The organism is Agrilactobacillus composti DSM 18527 = JCM 14202 (assembly GCF_001436375.1).
GTDB classification, from domain to species: domain Bacteria; phylum Bacillota; class Bacilli; order Lactobacillales; family Lactobacillaceae; genus Agrilactobacillus; species Agrilactobacillus composti.
In genome coordinates, this window is sequence record NZ_AZGA01000057.1 from 54,349 (window position 1) to 78,302 (window position 23,954).

At 47.0% G+C, this 23,954-nt stretch carries 19 protein-coding genes, 1 pseudogene and 1 CRISPR repeat array; of the genes and pseudogenes, 13 read left to right on the forward strand and 7 right to left on the reverse strand.

Annotation, left to right across the window (positions count from 1 at the left end):
* Positions 1 to 147: 147 nt before the first annotated feature.
* Together FC83_RS09115 and FC83_RS09120 are read left to right on the forward strand one after the other, a co-directional pair.
* Positions 148 to 2,106 (forward strand): sugar MFS transporter, encoded by a 1,959-nt coding sequence (locus tag FC83_RS09115; protein ID WP_035450957.1) that lies wholly within the window; start codon positions 148 to 150, stop codon positions 2,104 to 2,106.
* Between the two features lie 12 nt (positions 2,107 to 2,118).
* Entirely contained in the window at positions 2,119 to 4,338 is a 2,220-nt protein-coding gene (locus tag FC83_RS09120) for an alpha-galactosidase (RefSeq protein WP_057002677.1), read from the forward strand.
* Positions 4,339 to 4,421: 83 nt separating this feature from the next.
* Here the strand turns inward: FC83_RS09120 and narI are convergent, their stop codons facing one another.
* Genes narI through FC83_RS09140 form a run of 4 tightly spaced genes read right to left on the reverse strand, consistent with a single transcriptional unit; the run spans position 4,422 to position 10,923 of the window.
* Positions 4,422 to 5,111: a respiratory nitrate reductase subunit gamma gene (narI, locus tag FC83_RS09125; RefSeq protein WP_035450955.1), complete on the reverse strand. Its 690-nt coding sequence runs from the start codon at positions 5,109 to 5,111 to the stop codon at positions 4,422 to 4,424.
* Between the two features lie 2 nt (positions 5,112 to 5,113).
* Positions 5,114 to 5,704 (reverse strand): nitrate reductase molybdenum cofactor assembly chaperone, encoded by a 591-nt coding sequence (gene narJ / locus FC83_RS09130; RefSeq protein ID WP_035450953.1) that lies wholly within the window; start codon positions 5,702 to 5,704, stop codon positions 5,114 to 5,116.
* Positions 5,697 to 7,256, reverse strand: a complete 1,560-nt coding sequence (gene narH / locus FC83_RS09135; protein WP_057002678.1) for a nitrate reductase subunit beta — start codon at positions 7,254 to 7,256, stop codon at positions 5,697 to 5,699. Before narH ends, narJ begins: the two co-directional genes overlap by 8 nt.
* Positions 7,246 to 10,923, reverse strand: coding sequence for a nitrate reductase subunit alpha (locus FC83_RS09140; protein ID WP_057002679.1), 3,678 nt, complete (start codon positions 10,921 to 10,923; stop codon positions 7,246 to 7,248). Before FC83_RS09140 ends, narH begins: the two co-directional genes overlap by 11 nt.
* A 211-nt stretch (positions 10,924 to 11,134) precedes the next feature.
* Between FC83_RS09140 and FC83_RS09145 the strand changes: the two genes are divergently transcribed.
* The 9 genes and pseudogenes from FC83_RS09145 to FC83_RS09180 all read left to right on the forward strand — a co-directional run bounded on the left by FC83_RS09145 (position 11,135) and on the right by FC83_RS09180 (position 17,364).
* Complete coding sequence (locus tag FC83_RS09145; RefSeq protein ID WP_057002680.1) at positions 11,135 to 12,196, forward strand: HesA/MoeB/ThiF family protein; 1,062 nt, start codon at positions 11,135 to 11,137, stop codon at positions 12,194 to 12,196.
* Positions 12,189 to 12,659 carry a MogA/MoaB family molybdenum cofactor biosynthesis protein gene (locus FC83_RS09150; protein ID WP_057002681.1) on the forward strand — a complete coding sequence of 157 codons (471 nt, stop codon included), beginning with the start codon at positions 12,189 to 12,191 and terminating at the stop codon, positions 12,657 to 12,659. Before FC83_RS09145 ends, FC83_RS09150 begins: the two co-directional genes overlap by 8 nt.
* Before the next feature lie 14 nt (positions 12,660 to 12,673).
* Positions 12,674 to 13,897, forward strand: coding sequence for a molybdopterin molybdotransferase MoeA (locus FC83_RS09155; protein ID WP_057002682.1), 1,224 nt, complete (start codon positions 12,674 to 12,676; stop codon positions 13,895 to 13,897).
* A pseudogene (gene mobB, locus FC83_RS17435) lies at positions 13,873 to 14,217 on the forward strand (molybdopterin-guanine dinucleotide biosynthesis protein B); the annotation flags it as partial. The gene FC83_RS09155 and the pseudogene mobB, both read left to right, overlap by 25 nt.
* 144 nt (positions 14,218 to 14,361) lie before the next feature.
* Positions 14,362 to 14,862 carry a cyclic pyranopterin monophosphate synthase MoaC gene (gene moaC, locus FC83_RS17440; RefSeq protein WP_035451067.1) on the forward strand — a complete coding sequence of 167 codons (501 nt, stop codon included), beginning with the start codon at positions 14,362 to 14,364 and terminating at the stop codon, positions 14,860 to 14,862.
* Positions 14,863 to 14,876: 14 nt separating this feature from the next.
* Positions 14,877 to 15,140: a hypothetical protein gene (locus FC83_RS09165; protein WP_057002683.1), complete on the forward strand. Its 264-nt coding sequence runs from the start codon at positions 14,877 to 14,879 to the stop codon at positions 15,138 to 15,140.
* Between the two features lie 22 nt (positions 15,141 to 15,162).
* Positions 15,163 to 15,591 carry a GAF domain-containing protein gene (locus tag FC83_RS09170; protein ID WP_035450951.1) on the forward strand — a complete coding sequence of 143 codons (429 nt, stop codon included), beginning with the start codon at positions 15,163 to 15,165 and terminating at the stop codon, positions 15,589 to 15,591.
* A 65-nt stretch (positions 15,592 to 15,656) separates the two neighbouring features.
* On the forward strand, positions 15,657 to 16,709 hold the full coding sequence (locus FC83_RS09175; RefSeq protein WP_035450948.1) for a sensor histidine kinase: 1,053 nt from the start codon (positions 15,657 to 15,659) through the stop codon (positions 16,707 to 16,709).
* A gap of 1 nt (position 16,710) precedes the next feature.
* Complete coding sequence (locus FC83_RS09180; RefSeq protein ID WP_035450945.1) at positions 16,711 to 17,364, forward strand: response regulator; 654 nt, start codon at positions 16,711 to 16,713, stop codon at positions 17,362 to 17,364.
* A gap of 530 nt (positions 17,365 to 17,894) precedes the next feature.
* A CRISPR array of direct repeats spans positions 17,895 to 18,247; the repeat unit is 30 nt; unit sequence ATTTCAATTCACGCAACTACAGGAGTTGCG.
* A 253-nt stretch (positions 18,248 to 18,500) separates the two neighbouring features.
* Here FC83_RS09180 and FC83_RS09185 read toward each other — a convergent pair.
* The gene (locus tag FC83_RS09185) at positions 18,501 to 19,463 is read right to left on the reverse strand and encodes a D-2-hydroxyacid dehydrogenase (protein WP_035450942.1); all 963 of its coding nucleotides are present in this window, start codon (positions 19,461 to 19,463) and stop codon (positions 18,501 to 18,503) included.
* A 35-nt stretch (positions 19,464 to 19,498) separates the two neighbouring features.
* The gene (locus FC83_RS09190) at positions 19,499 to 20,434 is read right to left on the reverse strand and encodes an alpha/beta fold hydrolase (protein ID WP_035450938.1); all 936 of its coding nucleotides are present in this window, start codon (positions 20,432 to 20,434) and stop codon (positions 19,499 to 19,501) included.
* A gap of 331 nt (positions 20,435 to 20,765) precedes the next feature.
* On the opposite strand from FC83_RS09190, the gene FC83_RS09195 reads away from it, so the two are divergent.
* Positions 20,766 to 22,085, forward strand: a complete 1,320-nt coding sequence (locus FC83_RS09195) for a sensor histidine kinase (RefSeq protein WP_035450934.1) — start codon at positions 20,766 to 20,768, stop codon at positions 22,083 to 22,085.
* A gap of 14 nt (positions 22,086 to 22,099) precedes the next feature.
* Complete coding sequence (locus tag FC83_RS09200) at positions 22,100 to 22,870, forward strand: LytTR family transcriptional regulator DNA-binding domain-containing protein (RefSeq protein ID WP_057002684.1); 771 nt, start codon at positions 22,100 to 22,102, stop codon at positions 22,868 to 22,870.
* Positions 22,871 to 23,178: 308 nt separating this feature from the next.
* Here the strand turns inward: FC83_RS09200 and FC83_RS09205 are convergent, their stop codons facing one another.
* Positions 23,179 to 23,571, reverse strand: coding sequence for a hypothetical protein (locus FC83_RS09205; protein ID WP_035450925.1), 393 nt, complete (start codon positions 23,569 to 23,571; stop codon positions 23,179 to 23,181).
* Positions 23,572 to 23,954 lie beyond the last annotated feature (383 nt).

Genomic DNA, 23,954 nt, shown 5'->3' on the forward strand with positions numbered 1-23,954 from the left:
CTACCCCATAGCTTACGGCGCTTCATCGTTGTGTTTTGTTTATTAAACAAATATTGTTTAATAAAATATCTTGACTTTGTTTAAGTAAACGATTACATTAAGAGTGACTTAAAATTAAACCTGATATTATTCAAAGGAGCGTTAGCTATGGATGCAAAAACCAGCACCAAGCGCAATATTATTTCCCGGCTGTCCTATACCTTTGGGGCTTTTGGCCACGATATGTTTTATGGCACTTTATCCGTTTACTTCATTATGTTCGTCACTGCCCATTTATTTGATAAATCCGCTGGGGGTCAAAATGATCGCATGATCGGCTACATCACCATGATCATTTTCCTGTTACGGTTCGTGGAATTAGCCATTGATCCTTTCATCGGCAACACCATCGACAATACCAACACCAAATGGGGCCACTTTAAACCCTGGATCTTAGCAGGTGGGGCCATTGGTGGGATTGCCTTAACCATCTTATTCTCCAATATGGGTGGTCTAAACACCTCCAATCCGCTACTTTATCTCATTATTTTCGCTGTTTTATATATCACCATGGATATTTTTTACTCCTTTAAAGATGTTGGTTTTTGGTCCATGATCCCCGCCATTTCCTTTGACACGAAGGAACGGGAAAAAACTGCCACCTTTGCCCGGGTCGGTTCCTCCATTGGCGCCAATATTGTGGGCGTCTTCGTCATGCCTTTGGTCTTGGCCTTTTCCATCAACAGCAACCACGGTCAAGGAGACATGCGGGGTTGGTTTGCCTTTGGGCTCACCGTAGCCGCCATTTCCTTTATTTCCGCCGTGGTGGTGGGTGTGGGTACCAAAGAAAGCGACAGTGATCTGCGGAAAAATACCGAAAAAACAAGTTTCAAAGTATTAGGTCGCAATGACCAGCTCATGTGGTTATCCTTAACCTATGGCTTGTACACAGCCGGCATCCAAATCACCAACTCCCTGGAACTGTATTATTTCACGTATATCATTGGTAAACCTTCCCAATTTACTTACTTAGCCGCTTTAAACACGTTTATCGGTGTCTTCGCCGTGTTGGCTTTTCCACCATTAGCCCATAAATTCAGCCGTAGAAATGTCTTCTTCTTGGCCATTGGGCTACTATTCATATCCATCATCGTCTTTGCTTTGGCTGGCACATCCCTACCCCTAGTCTTGACCGCCGCCGTTTTGTTTTATATCCCCCAACCCTTAGTTTTCTTAGTGGTCTTAATGATCATCAGTGATTCCGTGGAGTACGGCCAATTGAAGTTTGGCCACCGGGATGAATCCTTGACCTTGTCGGTGCGGCCTTTATTGGATAAATTAGGCGGCGCTGTTTCCAACGGTGTGGCTGGTTTGACTGCTGTTTTAGCCGGCATGACCGCTGGGGTCACGGCCGGTGATGTCACTGGCCGGGGCGCCTTGATCTTTAAATTTATGATGTTTGGCATCCCCGCCGTGCTCCTGTTAACCGCCACCCTAGTCTTCTATAAAAAAGTTACCTTGGACGAAAAGAAACACGCGGTGATCGTTGAAGAACTGGAAAAAACTTGGCATCAACATTTAGCCGACAGCAGTGAAGCCATGGCGGACATCGAAGCCAGCGTGGATGCCCAGGCCACTGCAGCTGACCGCACCACGAATTTCATTATTCCTGTCAGCGGTGAATTACTCCCCTTGGCAAAAGTGTCCGAAGAAAAATTTGCCGATGGCACCATGGGTAAAGGCTTTGCCATTCGTCCTACTGGCCAAACCATCGTGGCACCTTTTGACGGCAGAATTGAAGCCACTTTTCCCACCCGCCATGCCATTGGCTTACGGTCGGATAATGGTATCTTGGCTCTGATCCACATTGGCACGGGCACCGTGGGGTTGGCCGGCAATGGCTTCACTCAATTTGTTGAAGCTGGGGAACATGTCAAACAAGGCCAAAAGCTCCTAGAATTTTCCGATTGGGTCATCAAAAAAGCCCAGCTAGACGATACCGTCATGGTGGTGATCACCAACCATCAAATACTGAAGAAATTTGAATATGCCCGAACAACTGGGGATGTTCAATCCGGTGACCTAGCTTTAGCCTTATCCCAACCAGATATTATTGTCCCTAATTAAGGAGGATTTTTAATGAGTATCCACATCAATCAAGACAAATCCCTATTCCATCTACAAACCGATCACACCAGTTATATTTTTAACGTCTTAGAAAATGGCGAATTGGGCCAGCTTTACTACGGCCCCCGCTTGCACGATCAGGCCGCTTATCCCAATTTAGCTGCCCGGGAATGGCGCAATGCCAATGCTGCTGTTAGCGAAGACCAGCCTGACTTACAACCTGGAGTCTTAAAACAAGAATATGCCAGTTTTGGCAAGGGGGATTTTCGCGAGCCAGCTTTTCAAGTGACTTTGGCCGATGGCAGTCGCATTTCCGAGTTTGCCGTCACCGGCTATGATGTCACCCCCGGTAAAGCGAGATTAGGTGCCTTGCCTTCAACCTTTGCCAGTGACGATGACGTGACCAGTTTGACCATTCATTTGACCGACGCCTGGGCTAAGTTAGCCTTAGACTTAAATTACGCCGTGTTCCCCCATCAAGACGTCATTGTCCGCAGTGCCACCTTTGCCAATCAGGGCCAAGAATCGGTGGTGTTAAACCGGGCGCTAAGCTTGCAGTTGGACTTGCCGGATAGTCAGTACGACCTGATCCAATTTTCCGGCAGTTGGGCCAGAGAGCGACACTTATTTAAAAATCCCATTCACGTGGGGACCCAAGGCATCAGCAGCCGGCGGGGGTCTTCTAGCCACCAACAAAACCCCTTCTTCTTATTGACCCGGCCAACCACCACCGAAGATGCCGGCGCCGCCTTTGGCTTTAACTTAGTTTACTCCGGCAACTTTATGGATCAGGTAGAAGTGGATCAATATGACACCACCCGGATTTTAACGGGGATCAATCCAGCAGAATTCGGTTGGACCTTAGCGCCTGAAAAACAATTTCAAACTCCAGAAGCCGTCATGAGTTACAGCCACCAGGGCACCAATCAGCTGAGCCAACAACTGGGGGATCTTTACGCCAAACATCTGGTGAACCAAAACTTTGCAGCCAAAGAACGGCCAATTCTAGTGAATAACTGGGAAGCCACTCAATTTGACTTCACTGCCGATAAATTGCTGGCCTTTGCCCAATCTGCTAAAAAAATGGGCATCGAAATGTTAGTTTTAGACGATGGTTGGTTCGGTCATCGCGACGATGACACCAGTTCTTTAGGGGATTGGTTCGTCAACGCCAAGAAGTTCCCCCAGGGTTTCAAACACTTAAGCGACAGCGTCCATGACCTAGGTTTGAAATTTGGCCTGTGGTTTGAACCGGAAATGATCTCTAAAGACAGCAATCTCTACAAAACCCATCCCGACTGGCTGATCCATGCCCCGGGCCGCACCAGCAGCCCCGAGCGCCATCAATTTGTCTTGGACATGACCCGCCCAGAAGTGGTGGCCTACTTGTATGACGCCATGGCAAAAATGATTGCCGACAATCACATCGACTACGTGAAGTGGGATATGAACCGCAATATCACGGAAATGTACGGGGCTCAATTGGCCCCTGACCAACAACTGGAATTCCCCCACCGCTATATTTTGGGGGTCTATCGCCTCTACGACAAACTCACCCAAGCCTTCCCAGATGTTTTATTTGAATCCTGTGCTTCCGGGGGCGGCCGCTTTGACCTGGGCATGATGTACTATGCCCCCCAAGCTTGGACCAGCGACAATACTGATGCCGTTGAGCGCTTGAATATTCAATACAGCACTTCCTTTGGCTATCCTCAAGCCATGATGGGAGCCCACGTTTCGGCGGTCCCTAACGACCAAAATGGCCGGATCACCTCCCTAGCCACTAGAGGGGCCGTGGCCTACTTCGGGGACTTGGGCTATGAGTTAGACATCACCCAATTATCTGAAGCCGACCAAGCTGAAATTACCCAACAAGTGACTTTTTACAAGCAATATCGCCACTTATTCCAATTTGGCACCTTCTACCGCCTTCAAAGTCCTTATGAAAATGGCGGCAATGTCATCGCCTGGCAAGTGGTGGACCAAGCCCAAGATACAGCCATCGCTGCCCGTTATCAATTGCTAAATACCGCCAATGCCCCTTATAGCCGGCTGTATTTCAAGGGCTTAGATCCCAATAAGCAATATGTTATCAACGATGACACAGCCCACCCACTTTATGGGGATGAGTTGATGTCAGCGGGCTACTTCTTAACAACCCCAGCGAAATTGGCCACTCAATCCGCCGACTTCAATGCCCAATTGTTCGTGGCCAAGGCCGTTAAGTCCTAGCTAATTTTCAGAAAATCCATAAAAAATACCTGACTACCTCGTCATTTTTTGACGGTAGTCAGGTATTTTTTGTAACTGTTTAATTAAATGGTCGGCCGCCGGCGATAAACTAAATAACGGCGGTAAATGTATTGCCAAGGTAAAGCCAAGGCATGGACCAGGCGGGTATATGGGAAGAAGCCAAAGATGGCTAAGCCACAAACCACATGGATCTTATAGGTCAAAGGCACGCCCACCATCAATAAGTAATTGGGCCGGAAATAAAAGAGCTGCCGGGCCCAGATGGCTAAGCTGGTGCGGTAATTGAAATCAGGATTTCTCGGACCGGCCACAAAAGAAGCCCACATCCCCAAAATAATGATCACCAATAACGCCACGTCCACGATCAAATCACTCATGGAACTGGTGAGGTGGACCCGGATGTCGGAAAAGCGCCGCCAGGTCAAGATAAAAATCCCCACCAAAGCTAACAGGCCACCCACACCCCCACCAATCAGGGCAAACATATGATACAGTTCATTGGAAATCCCCAAAGCATCCGTCCAGGATTTCGGGATCAAAACCCCCATGACGTGGCCGAAGAAGACCAAAATGATCCCGATATGAAAGTGAATACTGCCGATCATCAAGCGTTTTTTCTCTAGCAGTTCACTGGATTTGGCCGTGATGGTCCCGGGATAGAACACAAAACGGATAATGGTCCCAAAGAAAAATGACCCTAGCATCAAGTAAGGATAGACGGTCCAAAAGAACCAATCCACAGGATGTGCCATTTTTACACCTCCGTTTTCGTAATAATCGTCCGGTCAGTCACACATTTAGCCAATTCTTGGCGGATGATTTTAATCAGGCGAAAATAGGGCTCGTCTTGATAAATTGCCCCATTTTCCAACAGCCGGTAAGTCCCATCTTCTAACACGGAAAACAGCAGTTGCATGTCCTGGGTGCGCACAGCTGGCTCGTTGGCCCAATCCCCATAGGAGAGGAATTCCAACATCAAGGGCAAATAGTCCGTCAGTTCTTGTTCGGCCGCTGAAACGCCAAACATCTCATACAACATTTTTAACTTGGCCAAAACTTGGCCCCGCTGTCTAGAATCTTCAAAGCGGTAAAAAGTCATGTATAAGGTGAAGCGTTTGTTCATTTCAAAGAAATCGCTATAGGTCAGGCGCAGGTCCTCTAAGGATTGTTGTTGAAATTGTTGGATAATACTTTGTACCTCAGCTTTAGCAGCTGAAGCGCTATACTCCTTTTGAAAATTGGTCAGAAATTCCGGGCTTTGCAGTTCATCTTGGGGATAGTCTAACAAATGGGATAAGTAATAAAAATCCCCTTTGGTTTGATTCAACACTTTAAAATTAATCACGCCAAATCCCCCCATAAAAGCTTTCTGCATAAATCTCCTCAGAGGTCTTACCGGCCTTAGCGTCGGCAAACATACTGCCATGGGCACTGGCTAAACTGCAGCCTTTACAGCCTTCATAACCCACGGTGCCCTGGGCTTCATGGGCGGGTACCACTTGTTCTTTGTGGGACGTGGGGATCACGAAACGGTCTTCATGCTTGGCAATGGCCAACAGGCGATATAAATCCGTGGCAGTCGTTTCAGTCAAGTTCACTCGGGCCAATTTCTCGGTATCAAAATCCTTGCCCGCAGTCTTAGCCCGCATGTACAGGCGCATCATGGCTAATTTATACAAAGCAGCTTTGATGACTTCTTGGTTGCCCCCGGTCAACAGGCTGGCTAAATAGTCCACGGGGATCCGCATTTCATCAATGGCTGGGAAAATCATCTCTGGATTATGCAAGGAGTCCTTACCCTCGAAGTAATTCATGATTGGGGATAGAGGTGGCACATACCAAACCATGGGCATGGTACGGTATTCTGGGTGCAATGGGAAGGCGATTTTTTGTTCCACGGCCATTTTATAGATGGGACTGTTTTGGGCCGCTTCGATCATGTCGTCAGCAATGCCGGCTTTTTGAGCTTCAGCCACTACTTCAGGATCGTTAGGGTCTAAGAACAAGTCCAATTGCCGTTCATACAACTTGGTATCATCTGGTTCTTCCGCAGCTTCTTTCACCCGGTCAGCGTCATATAAAATCACACCGATGTAACGAATCCGGCCCACACAGGTTTCAGAACAAACCGTGGGCAAGCCCTCTTCAATTCTAGGATAGCAGAAGGTACATTTTTCAGCCTTGTTGGTTTTCCAGTTGAAGTACACCTTTTTATAGGGGCAGCCGGTCATGCAAAAACGCCAGCCCCGGCATTTTTCCTGGTCCACTAACACGATGCCGTCTTCATCCCGTTTGTACATGGCGCCACTGGGACAAGAGGACACACAAGGGGCGTTCAAACAGTGCTCACATAACCGGGGCAAATACATCATGAAGGCATTTTCGAAATTGGTTTTGATCTCGGTTTCAATTTTCTTGATATTGGGATCTTCTTGCATGGTTTCTGTGGAACCGGCAAGATCATCATCCCAGTTGGGGCCCCATTTTAAATCCATGCGTTGGCCGGTGATCTGGGACTTAGCTCGAGCCACAGGTTGATGTTTTTTAGCAGGGCTAAATAGAGTTTGATAATCATAGGTCCAGGGTTCGTAGTAGTCATTTAATTCCGGCATATCGGGGTTGTAAAAAATCTTACCCAAAGCAATTTTATTTAATTTATTACCGGCCACTAATTCCAAATGACCCTTGTCATTTAAATGCCAGCCACCATGATAATGGTCTTCGTCCTCCCAACCCCGGGGATAGCCCACGCCGGGTTTGGTTTCCACGTTATTAAACCACATGTATTCTGCCCCAGGCCGATTGGTCCAAGTATTTTTACAAGTGACGGAACAAGTATGACAGCCGATACACTTGTCCAGGTTCAAGACCATTGATATTTGTGCTTTAATCCTCATTCCAATTCACCTTCTCTAATTTGCGTACGTTCACATAAAGATCCCGTTGGTTGCCAATGGGGCCGTAATAGTTAAAGCCGTAACTCAATTGGGCATAGCCCCCCACCATTTGGGTGGGTTTGATATGGATCTGGGTTGGGGCATTGTGGCTACCGCCCCGATTGCCGGTGATGGTGGACAGGGGTTCTTGAATGTCCATATCCTGGGCATGGTACATGTACATGCTGCCCTTTGGCATCCGGTGGCTCACCACGGCTCTGGCGGTGACCACCCCATTACGGTTATAAATTTCCAACCAATCGTTATCCTTGATGCCTAAGTCCGTGGCATCTTCTGGAGCCAGCCAAACGTTGGGTCCCCCCCGGAATAAGGTCAGCATCTCCAAATTATCTTGATAGGTGGTATGGATATTCCATTTCCCATGGGGGGTCATGTAGCGCAGGGTGATTTCTTTGGCATCAGACACCACCACATCCTTTGGTCCCATGACTTGTGGGGGCAAAGTCGGTTTATAGGTGGTCAGTTGTTCCCCATATTCTTGGAAAATTTCGTGATCCAGATAAAATTGTTGGCGGCCGGTCAAGGTTCTAAAGGGTACCAAAAATTCCGTGTTCACGGTAAATGGTGCATACCGCTCTCCGTCGTGCTTGGCACTGGAGAAGATCGGCGTTGGAATCGCCTCTCTAGGTTGCGTAGTGATACTCTGGAAGGTCATTTTGTCCTCGGTGCGGCCAGCGGCGATTTCACTTAAATCCACGCCGGTATGTTCTGACTCCGCTAACCAGGCTTTTTTGGCCACGGCCCCATTGGAGGCACTGGACAGGGTCAAAATGGCATCGGCCACTTTTTTAGCCTGGTCGATCTTGGGGCAGCCTTGATTGATGCCGGCAGCGGTATAGGTGCGATTCATGGCCTTGAGGCTTTCATACTGCTCAGCCACTGAATAGCTGATGCCATCGGCCCCCACCTTACCCCCGGCATTCGGTCCTAAGGCAATAAACTTGTCATAGACCTGGGTATAGTCTCTTGGGATCAATTGCAACAGCGGCATGGTTTTGCCGGGTACTGGCGCAACGTCTTTGTCGTACTTCCAGTCTTTGATCTCCCCAAAAGGTTGGGCCAGTTCTGCAGGGGAATCATGGCCCAGGGGTTGGGTCTTCACATCATATTGGGTCTCGGGTAAGTATTTTTCAGCTAAGGCACTGAATTTCTTGGCCAGGTTCTTGAAGATATCCCAGTCACTCTTAGATTCCCAGAGCGGATTGATGGCAGCGTTGAAGGGATGGATGAAGGGATGCATATCCGTGCTGGATAAATCTTCTTTTTCATACCAAGTGGCCGCCGGCAGGACAATGTCAGAATACATCGGGGTAGACACCATCCGGAAATCCAGGTCCACCACTAAGTCCAACTTGCCTTCCACAGGATCTTCATGCCACACCATGTCTTGGGGTTTGAACTGGTCGTTGGCCTTGGCCAATAAACCATTTTCCGTCCCCAGCATATGTTTCATCATATATTCTTGGCCCTTGCCGGAACTGGTGAATAAATTAGAGCGCCAAATAAACAGGCCCTTGGGGTTGTTTTCAGCCCGATCAGGATCTTCAATGGCAAATTTCAAACTGCCTTGTTTTAATTCGGCAATAATTTTAGCTTTGATTTGGTCAAAATCTTGGGTGTCGTAGTCCTTCACAAAACTTAAAGAACTCCGATCAAATTGGGGATAACTTGGCAGCCAGCCTAAGCGGGCGGCCATTTGGTTATAGTCAGCCGGGTGGTCATAGCGATGTTTGGTGGCTTTGACTGGGGACTTTAAGGCCTTGTTATCCAGTTCATCATATTTCCATTGATCACTGGCAAAATAGAAGAAGGACGTGCCATTTTGCTGACGGGCACCGCCAGCTTGCCAGTCGTTGGCAAAGGCCACGGTGGCCCAGCCTTCTTGGGGCCGCAATTTTTCTTGCCCCACATAATGGGCCCAGCCGCCGCCGGAAACCCCTTCACAACCGGTCAAGAGCACCAGGTTGATGATGGCCCGGTAAGTCATGTCACTGTTGAACCAATGGTTGATCCCAGCGCCCATGATCACCATGGATTTACCCCCGCTATCAATGGCGTTTTGGGCAAATTCCCGGGCGATTTGGACACAAATACTAGCCTTCACACCGGTGACTTTTTCTTGCCAGGCCGGGGTGAAGGGACTATCAGCATCTTGGGCGTTTTGAGCGGCCAAGTCATCATTCTCAGTTTGGGGCAAGCCATATTGACTGAGCATTAAATCATAAACGGTGGTAACTAAGTGCTCACTGCCATCGGTAAAAGTCACTGTCTGGGCCTTCAAATGCCGACTTAACACGGCACTGCCCGCATCACTGAAGTATGGGAAATCCGTGACCACCGTGGTATCTGGTGTGTCCAAGCCAAGTTTAGGATCAATGGTGTTGCCAGCTTTGTCCTTTAAGCGCAGGTTCCAGTCCGTATGGTCTTCCCAACGTTGGCCAATGGTGCCATTGGGAACCACGATCTGGTTGGTGGTGGCATCAATGACACAAGTCTTCCAATCCCCATTGGCCACCGGGGTCTTTTCAATATCGCTGATCCGCAAAAAACGCCCCGCCGTGTAATGGTTGGTGTTGGCGTCACTTTGATCTAAAGTCACCAAGAAAGGTAAATCGGTAAATTGTTTAGCATAGTGGCTGAATTCAGGGGTTTGTTTCTGCCGGTAGAATTCATCTAAAATTGTATAAGTCATGCCTTGGGCTAACGCGGCATCCGTGCCGGGGTGCGGGGCCAGCCAGTTATCGGCAAATTTCACATTTTCAGCGTAATCTGGACTGACGGCCACGACTTTGGTGCCTTTATAACGGGCTTCGGTCATGAAATGGGCATCTGGTGTTCTGGTCAGCGGCACATTAGAGCCCCACATGATCAAATACTGGCTGTTATACCAGTCGGCGGATTCTGGGACATCGGTCTGTTCACCCCAGACTTGGGGGGATGCTGGTGGTAAGTCCGCATACCAGTCATAGAAACTCAGCATTTCCCCACCCACTAAGGATAAGAAACGGGCCCCGGAGGCATAGCTGATCATGGACATGGCGGGAATTGGCGTGAAGCCGGCCAAACGATCTGGGCCTTCAGTCTGCACGGTATAAAGCACCATGGTGGCAATTAACTCAAGGGCTTCATCCCAGTGGACCCGGACCAAGCCCCCTTGACCCCGGGCTTTTTTATAAAGCTGGGTTTTATTGGGGTCAGTGACGATACTGGCCCAGGCTTTGACTAAATCGTCATTATTTTCTTTTTTAGCAGCGGTCCAAAGTTGCCATAATTTTCCTCGAATATAAGGATACTTGATCCGCACGGGACTGTATTCATACCAGGAAAAACTAGCCCCTCTAGGACAACCCCGAGGTTCGTACTCCGGAAAATCGGGGCCACAAGTTGGATAGTCCACGGCTTGGTGTTCCCAGGTGATGATGCCTTCTTTGACATAGACGTTCCAGCTGCAAGAGCCGGTACAGTTCACACCATGAGTGGTGCGAACGACTTTGTCATGGCTCCAGCGCTGGCGGTACAATTTCTCCCAACGCCTAGAATCTGTTTCAAGTTGCGTGAAGTTACCGTTGAACTTGTCAACACGCTTGAAAAAACGCGCACGTTTCATAAAATCGCCCCTTTACATAAAGTTGCGCCGATTGCAGCGCGTTACTTCGGTTTAAAAAAATTTATTATTTGCAGTTGTTTGAAGGCTAATAATTAATGTAAGATTAAATCTTAAGGAAGTTGTTAGCCTTTTCCCTAATATTAAGATAGCATTCAGTCTGATATACTTCGATTAGGGAATGACCTAAATAAAATATGGTGAGGTTTATCACATGACTTTACAAACGTCTACAAACCAAGTCAATCGCTATGACCGCCAGATGCGCGTCAAACAAATCGGCGCCAGCGGTCAACGCAAAATCAATCACGCTCACATCTTAATTATCGGTGCTGGGGCTTTGGGCAGTTATTGTGCCGAACTTTTAGCCCGGGCCGGTATTGGTCAATTAACCATTTTTGACCCGGATGTGGTGAGTTTAACCAACCTCCAACGTCAAACGCTATTTACTGAAGCCGACGCTGCCGCTGGTGTCTTTAAAGTGGACGCCGTGAAAACCAGCTTAGCGCAAATCAACCACACGACCGCCGTGACGACCTACCCTTATGAACTGTCGGAAAGTCGTTTTCAAAAAGTCGCCCCCTTTGATCTAGCCATTGATTGCACGGACAACTATGGCGTCCGTGATTTATTAAATCAATTGGCTTTAAAATATAAATTTGATTATATCTTCGGTTCCTGTGCCGGGGTCAGTGGCAATGTCATGGCCATCAGCCCCACGACTCATCCCTGTCTCCATTGTCTCTACCCCAATCTAGAAGCTTTGAAGCAAACGGACTGTGACCTTTTGGGGGTCAACACCGCCCTCATCCCGCTGGTCAGTGGCTTACAGGTCTCCTTAGCTTTGAAATACCTGGTGAATAAGGATTTGGTGGACTTTGACCGACTCATCACCATTGATAACTGGCAAATGAACCAACAAAGTTTCAAAGTCACTAAAGATCCCCACTGTCCGGCCTGCGGACAACCCCTGACCCGGATCAGCGCTGACTTTGATAATCAGCTCAAAACCTTGTGTGGCACCAACGTCTACGCCATTTATCTGGATAGTAGTTTAAGTTTAGCTGAGATGACCGAACGCTTAGCCCAACACCAGATCAAAAATGAGGCCAATGCCATTTCTGTCCAATTCCCCTTTAAAAAATTACAATTAACCTATTTTAAAAACCACAAGTTATTTATCTATGATGCCCCGGATAAGGCCACGGCCAACCAGGGGTATGAACAATTGCTCAACCAACTTCAAATCAAGAAAGCAGGTGCGGCACATGCTTAATGCCGCCATCTTAACTGTCAGCGATACCCGTCATTTAAATACGGATAAAAGCGGTCAATTTTTAGCCGACTATTTAACCGACCATGACCTGGCCCGCGTCCAGCAACGGTTAGTGGTCACTGATGACATTTTGGAAATTCAACATGGTTTCACCACTTTGGCCTTGACGGACGTAGACCTCATTTTAACCAACGGCGGCACGGGTATTGCTAAAAGAGATGTGACCTTAGAAGCTTTGACCCCCTTGTTAGCTGAAGAGATCCCCGGGTTTGGGGAGTTATTTCGCCAATTGAGCTATGCCGACATTGGCACCCATGCCCTGGCTTCCCGGGCCACGGCGGGCTTTACCCACCGGAATCAATTGACCTTTATCCTCCCCGGGTCTACCAAAGCCAACCAATTGGCCTTAGAACAAATCATCGTACCAGAATTAGCCCACTTGCTACATGAACGGGCAAAATAAAGGAGACTATCATCTTGTTAGATCGACGTAAACCTATTTCAATTGCCGAAGCCCAAGCTAAACTAGCTGAGCTGACTTTTTCTTACAAAACTGAAACTTTGCCCATTGCCTGGGCCAATCACCGCGTCTTAGCTCAAGCCGTCTTAGCCCCGGATGAATTCCCTAACTTCCGCCGCTCCGGTTACGATGGCTATGCCATCCGCGCTGAAGATGACCACGATTTACCCCAGACCTTTAAAGTCATGGGCGAAGTCCAAGCCGGGGCCGTTTATAACCGGCCCCTGGGCTATCATGAAACTGTCCGGATCATGACTGGGGCTGCAGTCCCTAGTAATGCCGGCAAAGTCATCATGTTAGAACAAAGCCGCCCAGTTGAAGGCCACCCGGATGAAATCAACTTGGTAATCAGCCCTGATGTGAACAATATCACCGAAATCGGGGTTGAATTCCACCAAGGGGATACGTTGATCCCCGAAAATACCGTTTTAAATCCTGGCCACATCAGCCTATTGACCGCCTTAAATGTCCAAGAAGTGGTGGTCTACCAACGACCCCAAGTAGGCATTATCACCACCGGGACCGAAGTATTGGCCCCCGGTGCCCCCGCTGAACCTGGGAAAATCTACAACAGTAATGGCGCCTTACTACAAGGCTTAGTTCAAGAAGCCGGCGGCCGGATCATTGCCCAGACCCAAATTGAAGATGATTACGATTTGCTATTAGAAAATCTCAAAACCATGGCCAAGGACTGCGATTTGATTCTTACCACCGGTGGGGTCTCTGTGGGGGATTTTGATTTCTTAGCCATCGCGGCCAAGTCTTCTCAAAAATTGTTATTTAATAAATTGAAAATGCGGCCCGGTAGTGTCACCACTGGCTTCATCTTTGAAGACACGCCGATCATGGCCTTATCTGGTAACCCCGGTGCTTGTTTCACGGGCTTTTATCTCTTTGCTGAACCGCTATTGCGCAAGCTGGGCCATGAAGCCAGCCGAGTGCAAGCCGTAACGGCCACCTTAGCCAAGCCTTATGACAAAACCAACGGCTATGACCGGATTTTGCGGGGAACTTATTATCAAAAAGACGACCACTATTTTGTGGAATTAGTGGGCAGTGACCAATCTGGGGCTCTGGGTAATTTAGGGTCAAGTACTTGCCTCTTTAAGATCCCCAGCAGCAACAAACCCATCCCGCTGCACAGTGAGGTGTCCACATGGCTCTTACCTTACAAGTGGTAGGCTTTAAAAACAGTGGTAAAACCAGCACCATCCTAGATTTTTTGGCCGTGGCCCAGGCAAAGGGTTTAAAGACAGCTGTGATCAAACACGATGATCATGACCTAGCTGATTTAGACCAGCCCAAAACCGATACCAGCCGCTTCAAAGCCGCTGGGGCCACTACCTTAGTCTTACAAACAAATGCAGAACTATTTCTCCGCCAAGCCCAACCGGCCACCCTGCCCCAGCTGATCACCGCTGTGGTGCCCAGTGATACCCAATTGGTGTTAATTGAGGGCTTTAAAACCGCGGCCTATCCCAAAGTTGTCCTAATGCGCCCGGGCGATACCAGCGACCCGAATTTAACAGCGGTGGCGGCCCAGGCCAGTTTAGCAAAAATGCCCCAAACTGAGGATTTCCGTACCAGTGCTAAGCGCAAAGCTTGGTTTACCCACTGGCTTAATCAAAGAAAAGAGGATTTTGCGATGTCTGAACAAGATAAATTGACCCACTTCAATGCCCAAAACCGCGCTAAGATGGTGGACGTCACCAATAAATCCATCACTAGCCGCCAAGCAACTGCCGTTGGCACCATTATCATGCAACCCGAGACCCTCGAGCGGATCCACGCTGGTAAGGTTAAAAAAGGGGATGTGTTAGCGGTGGCCCAAGTCGCCGGTATCATGGCTTCTAAAAAGACCAGTGAACTCATCCCCATGTGCCACCTGGTCCCTTTGACTGGGGTGGATATCAGTTTTAAAGACAATGACAAAGACGCCATCACCGCTGAAGTGACTGTGAAGACTAAAAATGTCACCGGGGTGGAAATGGAAGCCCTGGTGGCTTGTCAAACCGCCCTATTGACTATCTATGACATGTGTAAGGCCATGGATCGGGGCATGCGGTTGACCAATTGCCATTTAGTGGAAAAAATGGGTGGTAAAAGCGGCCATTTTATCTATCATAAACAAAAGGACTCAGAATAAAAGGAGCTTTACCCATGGCAACTAGCAACCCCAGCGACATGACCAGTGGTGACTTCCAGCGCTTGTTACAAATCGCTTTAAGTGACCTGGCCATTCGCCGGACCCTTATGGAAAACCACATAGCTGATTTATCAGCTCAACCCCGTTCCCTAGAACGGGATGCCGAAATTGAACACAGCGATATGCAAGTCCAGCGTATCGCCGCAGATTACCGTCACTATCAACAATTCGTAGATCCTACCCTGGCCAAGAAAATCGACATTGATTATGAAAATTAATCTGTCGTGAAGGAGGTTGAAAATGGTGGACCCCGTGCAAGAAAATAATTATGAATCCCTTGTGGAAGAAATCTATCAAATGTCGCACTATGACTTTGTGGGCATCGCCTTGCAAAATTCTGACGCTTTAGGTCAAATTAAATGGCGCTATGTTCGGGGCAACACCAGCCAACGTTACCAACGCATCGTCTTGCGTAATGGCTTAGGTATCGCTGGATTAGTCCTGCGCACTGGCCAGCCCTTTTATGACAATGACTTGAATCGCAAACCCCAAGACTTTATGTATACCCCCATCACCGTCGTGGAAAAATTGACTTCAGCCGCCGCTATCCCCCTCTTAAGCGCTGATCATCAACAGGTCACCGGTGTGTTATTGGCCGGTTATCGACACGGCGAAAACGTTTCACATGAAACTATCAGTAATTTGCGGTATTATTTAAGAAGAGCGTAATTTTCGCGCGTTTTAATTTGCCCAAAAGCAAATTCTGATCTAAGTATGACGAGGGGGTATTTGTTATGCTTGAAGTTTCAAACTGGATTATGCAAAATTTTAGTCATGCCAGTGATGCCATGTTGATTTTTCAAGATGACCAATTATTGATCATGAACGATTTGGCGCAAAATTTGTTGGACCAAACAGACGTGGACACCAACTATTTGCAACAACTCGTTTTAACATATTTGAAGCGCAACAGTAATGAGTCTGATGACTGTTTTAACTGTGCCATTAAGAATCAATTGTCTGATATTACCATTCCCCTTACCATCAATTCCGATGGTAAGGAGCCGTTATCTTATTCCTTGATTCACCGTCAATTGTCCAGTCACGAAAATGTTTATTCCATCACTTTAAAAAGTGCGGACGCCCGGGAGCGTTTGGACCAATTGTCCGTGCAGCACTCCTTGATCCAATATATCAATCGCGCCCACGAAGATGAGCGCAAACAAATTTCCGAAGATTTACACGACTCCATTGCCCAAGGGATCTTTACGGCCATTATGGGCATCAGTCGCTTAGTCAGCCAGCAAACCACTGCCAGTAAAACAGACTTCGCCCAACAAGGTGACTTGATTCAAAATCAATTGCGGGAAGTCTTAAATGAAGTCAAGGGCATGGCACTAGACCTGCGGCCATCGGCTTTAGATGACTTAGGCCTAGTCCCGGCTTTAAAGACCTTGATTCAGCGCCTACAAGAAAATACTGGCATCCAAATTACCTTCATTAACCGCTTGAAACCAGATATCACTATCCCCAACGACATTGCCATCGTCATCTACCGCATCGCCCAAGAGGCCATGAGTAACGCCATTAAACATGCGGATACCGATGAGATCACCCTGTTATTATTAACCCACGATAAGGGTGTATCTTTAGAGGTCATTGATACGGGCAAAGGCTTTGATGTGGCCAAAATGAACCAGCCCAACGGCCGTTCCTTGGGATTGTTGAATATGAATGAACGGGTCAAGGCGTTAAACGGCGTCTTTACGCTGGAATCAAAAATCGGCGAAGGTACTTCCGTCAAAGTTGAATTCCCAGTGATTTCTGCGCATTTGGAGGTAAGCTAGCTTGAATAAAATATTAATCGCCGATGATCATGCCATTGTCCGCAATGGTCTGTCTTTTTTGTTGAACCAACAGCCTGACTTTGAAGTGGTGGACCAAGCCGCTGATGGCAACCAAACTTATATGAAAGTGGAGCAAAATCCCGTGGATATCCTGGTCATGGACTTGTCCATGCCACCTGGCGAAAGCGGTTTAATTACTACTAAACGCATTCACGACCACTTCCCCAACGTCAAAATTGTTATTTTATCCATGCACGAAGAAGAAGAATATATCCGCCAAGCCCTGCAAAACGGCGCTAGTGCTTATATCCTCAAAAGCTCGCCAGACTCTGAGTTATTGACGGCTTTAAACAAGGTCACTTATGACCAAACCTATTTAGATAGCAATATCCGTCTATCCGAGGAATCGGCGGAGGCCATCAATTCTGGGGATAACGAGTTGAATTTGAAAGAATACAACGACTTGTCCAACCGGGAGAAAGAAGTTTTACCCCTAGTGGCCCTGGGCTATTCCAACAAGGAAATTGCCAAGCAGCTATTTATATCTGTTAAGACGGTGGAGGCCCACAAGGCCAACATCATGAAAAAATTAAAGACGAAAAATCGGGCGGAATTGATCCAATACGCCATTCATCATCACTTGATAGAATTGTAATTAAAAAACATCCCCGGATCAGCGGTTTGGCTGGTTTTGGGGATGTTTTTTTGGATTGGTCTTAAATTACTTATTTAATGGACCCAAGTCTAATATAGCAGTGCCAAGCGCCAGGATAAAAGCTTTTCCGCGGGAATTATCTTTTCGAAATGTTCTGTAGTAGTAACTGGTTAAGTAGCCTAGCAGCAGAACTATGAAAATGGCAATGCCGATAAATACTGTTTTCATCTCTATCACCCTAAATTCTACTTTTCCGAGGGGCCATGCAATGTCATATCCGTTATTTTTTCACATTATAATTCGGACTTGCTAAGAAAGTAAAGCGCTTTGACTGCAGTTGTAGAAAAAGTAAATCGGAAATAACTGCGGAAAATTTTTGCCATCAAATGGACGTAAATACCATCAATCATCATTAGATAGCATCGTAATGCAAAAAACATCCCCGGATCAGCGGTTTTGCTGGTTTTGGGGATGTTTTTTTGGACAAGAGCTGCGCGTTTGATAGTTTGCTATCTTACCATTATGATAGTATTTCAATTCACGCAACTACAAGAGTTGCGACTAAACATCCTGATTATTCTTGGCGAAGGCGCCTTTATTTCAATTCACGCAACTACAGGAGTTGCGAGGGCCTTATCTGTCTCATTCACGGTTTTTGCGATTTCAATTCACGCAACTACAGGAGTTGCGCTCCACCGCGATGCGGTTATTTAGCCTTATTTTAGATTTCAATTCACGCAACTACAGGAGTTGCGATAAAAACGGTGAAATAAGTACTAAACAATATAAATTTCAATTCACGCAACTACAGGAGTTGCGCTCCAAGATCAAGCCGACCGGCACCAGTTCCGGTATTTCAATTCACGCAACTACAGGAGTTGCGGCCTAGATATAGGGTATTTAATACTAACACGGTCACATTTAGTAGCTTATTTATATTTTAACTTATTTAGCCTAATATTGTCATGTTTTTTGATTATAAAACCATTTTTTTAGTGCGAATGTCTCGGGATATCTATGATCAACCTCGGTTCGCACTTTTGGCTATCTTCTATCCAGCGAAAGAAAAATCTAATAGAATAACAACTCAAAAAACAGCGTATAATGTCTACGCTGTTTTTTGAGCTGTCTGTTCTTCAGGAGACCACATTTTTAGGTGTTTTTCCTAAATAACTATCCAGATTATCCAACGCAATATCCAACAGACGTTGGCGGGTTTCAGTTGGCGCCCACGCGATATGGGGCGTAATATAACAATTTTTGGCTTGCAGCAAAGGATTGTCCGGTAAAATAGGCTCTTCAGAAACTACATCTACCCCGGCAGCATAAATTTTACCGGTATTTAAGGCATCAGCCACGGCTTGTTCATCTATTAAACCACCTCGGGCCGTATTGATGAGGATAACGCCATCCTGCATTTTTTGGATGGCGGTTTGATTGATCATTGCCGTGGTTTCGGCCGTTTGTGGCACATGCAGGCTGATAATGTCTGCTTGAGCGTATAACGTGTCCAAGTCCACCTGGGTCACCCCAGCGGGTAGGTCGTTTTTCGGGCGGTGATTATAAAAAATCACTTTCATCCCCATGGTTAAGGCGATAGCGGCCACAGCTTGGGCAATGCGGCCATAGCCCACTAACCCCATGGTTTTACCACTGAGTTCTATTAACGACCGCTTCCAAAACGTAAAGTCCGGACTGCTAGCCCATTCACCGGCATGGACGGCATCGTTATGTAAGCCCACTTGATTGGCGATTTCCAATAATAATGCAAAGGTAAACTGCGCCACCGCATAGGTACCATAAGCCGGGATATTGGTCACTGTGATGCCTTGGGCTTTAGCCGCGGCTAAATCAATAATGTTATAGCCCGTCGCTGTGACGCCGATGTAGCGTACTTTGGGGAGCTTTGCTAAAATCTGTTTATCCAAAGGTACTTTGTTATCCAGTACAATCTCTGCATCCCCGATCCGCCGCAAAATCTCTTGGGGATCGTCATAAGGGGTCCGGTCATAAACCGTCACCTCACCAAATTTTTCAAAAATATCCCAGTCTAAGTCACCGGGATTTAAGCCATGACCATCTAAAACTACAATTTTCACGTGATCCGCCTCTTTTTTTTAATTATTTTTAACCATTATAAAGGATGATTGCCCAAATTTGCCAGCATCCAGTTTGCTAGATAGGCTTCCACCGCTGGCTTATCTTTTTCAAAAAATAATTCGTGGCGCAAATCTGGCCACTGTTTTTCCAGGACATTGACAAAGCCATCATGGGTCAAATTCTCTGCGATGGTCTTAGGTTCCTTGCCAAAGTCCCCCACCGCATCCAATTGGCCACTGGTGACCAAAATCGGGAAGTCCTTAGGCAGTTGCCGGTACCACTGCATTTTTTCCTGATCTGTGAGTAAGGTAAACAACGTGAGAAAACCATTGGTGGTAAAGGTAAAGCCTAGCTTCGGGTCAGCCTCATAACGGGCCACCGAATCGGCATCACTGCTGAGCCAGGAGAAAAAGTCGTGGTGGTCAAAGCGGCGGCTATAGGGTCCAAAGGCAGCCGCATTTAAGAGGCGGTCCGGTTGGCGGCCGGTAATCCGCGCCTTTAAGCGAATCAATGGCATTAGTGGTGGCAAAATTGGCGGCAGATAAACACTGCCCATGAGAATCAGGCCATGGACCGCATACCAGTGCTGGGCCATGTATAACGCCGCAATGATCGACCCCATGGAATGCCCCAATAGGTAAATGGGAGTGTTCGGATAGTGGTCTTGCAGCTGTTGGGTCCGGGCATAGGTGTCCGCAATCAAATGTTCAGCGCCCTTAGGCCCAAAATAACCATATTCCTTGTCACTGCGCACAGCGCCCCCATGGCCCAAATGATCGTGGGTGGCCACTATAAAACCTTGGCTGGTAAAATACTCAGCCACCGGTTCATAACGCTGGGCGTATTCGGCCATGCCATAGACAATTTGTAAAATCGCCTTGGGTTTGACCCCCGTTTCGGGCAACCAGGTCACGGTGGGCAGGCGATGCTTGCCGTCACTAGATAAAAACGAATTAACTTCTGTCTTCATTTTGCCACCTCCGTAGAGTAGTTTTGCCATAGAATCTTAGATACTACCAGATTAGCACTATCTTCATGGTACTAACTGTGTTGGTTGTTTGTCCAGAGATTCCGGCAGGATTATCACAAACTTCACAATTCAACAAAATTAGTCAAACGATTGAAATTCTGGTATTATCCTAGATACATAGATACCACTTACTCAAAAATTAATCTAGGAGGATTTTGCGTATGCCAGATTACCCATCAGACCACCCCACAAAACGTTTTGACCTAGGCACCATTGGTAGCAGTAATCCCTTAAGCGATTTGTTGGACTATATTGGAGGCAGTTTCTAAAAATGCGTCAAGTTTTGCCCTTACAAGCTTACCTTTGGGATACCTTGGCTTTATTGTTAGTCTTGGTCCCATATCATAAAATGGTGGGCGCTTTGACCCCTAAGGTGTTAATCTTGCGGTGTCTAGTGCCGGCCTTGCTGTTATCCCTGTTTGGCTATACTTTATCCGATTGGAGCTTTATTTTAGTGATTTTGCTCCAAGTGACCATCAACCGCATCGGCAAAATACCCATCGATTCCCGCCAAACGGTGGCTTTACTGACCATCAGCATCGTGGTATTTCCTATCGGTAACATCATTTCCTATGTGGCGGCCAATTTAGACCAACGCTTCCCAGCTGGGCGTCACTTGATCGACTGGGCGTCCTTGCTTGTCTTATTTGGCGCCTTAGTCCTACTAGTCGTGGCGGTGCAACGCTTTAAACAGCATGCTAAAAAAGCCACCCGCTACCTCAGCGAAGATGGTAAATTTCGCCGGCGGATCATTGGTTTTTTGGTGGTCTTATTTGCCATGGTGGAGGCCATTTCTTTATTCGCCTTTTACTATCAAGTCACCCCAGCTTTTCAATTAATTGTGATCACCTGCTTCGTGATTTTCATCGGTATTACGGTGGTGGTCATGCGTTATTTTATTTTGAGCTATCAAACCATGCAAATTTCTAAAAATCAAGTCACTGCTTATAAACAGCAACAAACTTACTTATTGGACTTAGAGAAAAATTACCAAGCCCTGCGCAGCTTTCGCCATGACTACCATAACAATCTGGTGGCCCTGCAAGGCTATATCACCGCCAACGACCAGCCAGCGGCTCAGCGTTATATCGCCAGCCTCTTGCAAGACGTGGCCGCAAAGACCGCGGTGGATAGTCAATTTGTCACGAGTTTAGCCAAAATCAAAATCCCTGGTCTCCGGGCCCTTTTGCTGGATAAGCTCAACAAGATGACCGCGGCCAACATCCCCACCGCCTTTGAAGTCGCCCAGTCAATTGCCAAATTACCCGGGGATATGATCGATATCGTCCGCATCATTGGGATTCTCACGGATAATGCCCTTGAAGCCGTGGCGGATCAAGCCCAGCCCAATATTCAAATGGCCTTGATCAAATACAATGAGTGGGCCTATGAGTTCACCGTCGAAAACTCCTTGACAGAAGCTGTTGATGTGAATCGCTTATTTCAAAGGGGCTATTCCACCAAAGCTGGCCACAAGGGGTTAGGGTTGGCCACGGTGCAGCAAATTCAAGCAGCCAAAAAGAATTTGGCCATCGAAGTCCGGGCCACCGACCAAATGATCCGCTTTAGCCTGCTGATGCAGGCCGTGTAAAAGGAGCCATTGATATGATAGATATTCTTATTTTAGAAGATACCGCTGCCGAGCGCCTTCGGTATGCGGATATCATCCAAAAACGCATTCAAGTCAATCCCAGCGACCACCCCTATGACATGCAGCTGGCGCTGGCGACGGCTAACCCCCGAGAAATCCTCAACTACATTCAAACCCACGCCGAGGCCACTATTTTAGCGGTCTTGGACATCCATATCCAAAATGACGCCTTAAGTGGCATCGATATTGCCGAAACCCTACGCCATGCTTATCCCCTGGCCAATATTGTCTTCATTACCACCCACGATGACCTCCTGCCCTTGACCTTAAAGCGCAAAGTGGCTCCCTTGGATTTTATTTACAAGGAATCCGGTGCCGGGGAAATTAAAACCAGCCTGCGCCAAGATGTAGATGTGGTCCATCACTGGTATCAACAGGTTAGCAACACCCTAAAAACCCACTTCACTTACGAAGCCTTACCCGGGGTCTATCGCAAAATTGACTTTGCCGATATTGATTATTTTCAAACGCAGCCCGGCTATGACCACCAGCTTTTATTGGTTGGCAAGGGCCTGCACGTGGAATTCAGAGGTGAATTAGCCCAACTCGCGGCTAAATATCCCAAGCTTATGCGCTGTGATCGGGGGTACTTGCTCAATCCCGATAACATGACCACCTTTGATGCCAAAAAGCGCCTGGTTTACTTTGACCAGGCAAAAACAGTTAGTTGCAAGGTTAGTACTCGTAAAATCAACGATGTCTTGGATTTTTTTAAATCCCATTAGAAAAATACCGCCTGCCCACCATGTGCTGTCATGGTTGTCAGACGGTATTTTTCAATAAGAGGGAGGGGGACGACAGCCATCTGCCTATGGTCGTCGTCAAATACAATGAAATGCAATCTTCAAAAGTTAAATATCGTGGTCTAATTGAGACTGCTGCTAGATTCACCACAGTTGGTGGTGAATACTGAATAACTTATTCAGTAGGTCTAGATTAGCACGGATTTTTAGGTTTGTGGAAAAAAAGTCCTGAACGCTAGGATTTGGCCCCCGAACGCGAAAAAATCAGAAATACCAGTGTGCTATCAATATTATTGTCGCCAAGCTTGCCATTTATTGGCTAAGGTAACCAAGTGCCAAGGTTCCGGCACTAATAAAATATTGCATAACACTAACACCACAATGATCCAAGCTGGAATACCATAAAAAACGCTGCCAAGTATTTCTAACCACAAAACACAACTCATAGCTTGTCTAATTTTTTTGAATCTTCGGTACTTTCTCAAGGTTGCGAACCAACTTTGTAATAACCGATCACAATGCCATAATTCAGGAGCAAGTATTTGTGCCAGGAGGATTAACACAACGTTTATTAATCCGCCTAAACCATGACGTGTACTTATAATAGTCAGAATCCACAAGAGAAGTGCAATTGTTACACGAATTACTTTAAATCCATACTTCTTAAAACTTGCTATTTCCATGCTTGAATATTATCACTCCAACTACTATACGAACCAAGATTGTGTATATCAACACTGTAGTCCTGCATATGTGCGCTAGATTGACCAACTATGCCTGAGGCTACAACCGCTGATAACCCAGGGATGATTCCGATAATTGCTTGTGCCCAACCGGTTGCGGCCTCAATATCTTCTTTGGTATAGAAGACTCGATAAGTATCGTCTCCCAGAGACTCGACGTCACTGGCAAATGGCCATTCTCGACCATATGACCATAGTTTCTTATCATTAATCGTCTGTGGGTTCACAGAAGTCTTTGTCGTGCCAGGATTAAATGTCTGTGTGGCTGAGTCTGTCGTCCCATTATTTTGACTCAAGTTATCAGTTGTTGCTGCCGATACTAA

Coding starts and splice junctions, on each gene's coding strand:
- FC83_RS09115 (WP_035450957.1), top strand. CDS start 148: ATGGATGCAAAAACCAGCACCAAGCGCAATATTATTTCCCGGCTGTCC.
- FC83_RS09120 (WP_057002677.1), top strand. CDS start 2,119: ATGAGTATCCACATCAATCAAGACAAATCCCTATTCCATCTACAAACC.
- narI (WP_035450955.1), bottom strand. CDS start 5,111: ATGGCACATCCTGTGGATTGGTTCTTTTGGACCGTCTATCCTTACTTG.
- narH (WP_057002678.1), bottom strand. CDS start 7,256: ATGAGGATTAAAGCACAAATATCAATGGTCTTGAACCTGGACAAGTGT.
- FC83_RS09140 (WP_057002679.1), bottom strand. CDS start 10,923: ATGAAACGTGCGCGTTTTTTCAAGCGTGTTGACAAGTTCAACGGTAAC.
- FC83_RS09145 (WP_057002680.1), top strand. CDS start 11,135: ATGACTTTACAAACGTCTACAAACCAAGTCAATCGCTATGACCGCCAG.
- FC83_RS09150 (WP_057002681.1), top strand. CDS start 12,189: ATGCTTAATGCCGCCATCTTAACTGTCAGCGATACCCGTCATTTAAAT.
- moaC (WP_035451067.1), top strand. CDS start 14,362: ATGTCTGAACAAGATAAATTGACCCACTTCAATGCCCAAAACCGCGCT.
- FC83_RS09165 (WP_057002683.1), top strand. CDS start 14,877: ATGGCAACTAGCAACCCCAGCGACATGACCAGTGGTGACTTCCAGCGC.
- FC83_RS09170 (WP_035450951.1), top strand. CDS start 15,163: ATGGTGGACCCCGTGCAAGAAAATAATTATGAATCCCTTGTGGAAGAA.
- FC83_RS09175 (WP_035450948.1), top strand. CDS start 15,657: ATGCTTGAAGTTTCAAACTGGATTATGCAAAATTTTAGTCATGCCAGT.
- FC83_RS09190 (WP_035450938.1), bottom strand. CDS start 20,434: ATGAAGACAGAAGTTAATTCGTTTTTATCTAGTGACGGCAAGCATCGC.
- FC83_RS09195 (WP_035450934.1), top strand. CDS start 20,766: ATGCGTCAAGTTTTGCCCTTACAAGCTTACCTTTGGGATACCTTGGCT.
- FC83_RS09200 (WP_057002684.1), top strand. CDS start 22,100: ATGATAGATATTCTTATTTTAGAAGATACCGCTGCCGAGCGCCTTCGG.
- FC83_RS09205 (WP_035450925.1), bottom strand. CDS start 23,571: ATGGAAATAGCAAGTTTTAAGAAGTATGGATTTAAAGTAATTCGTGTA.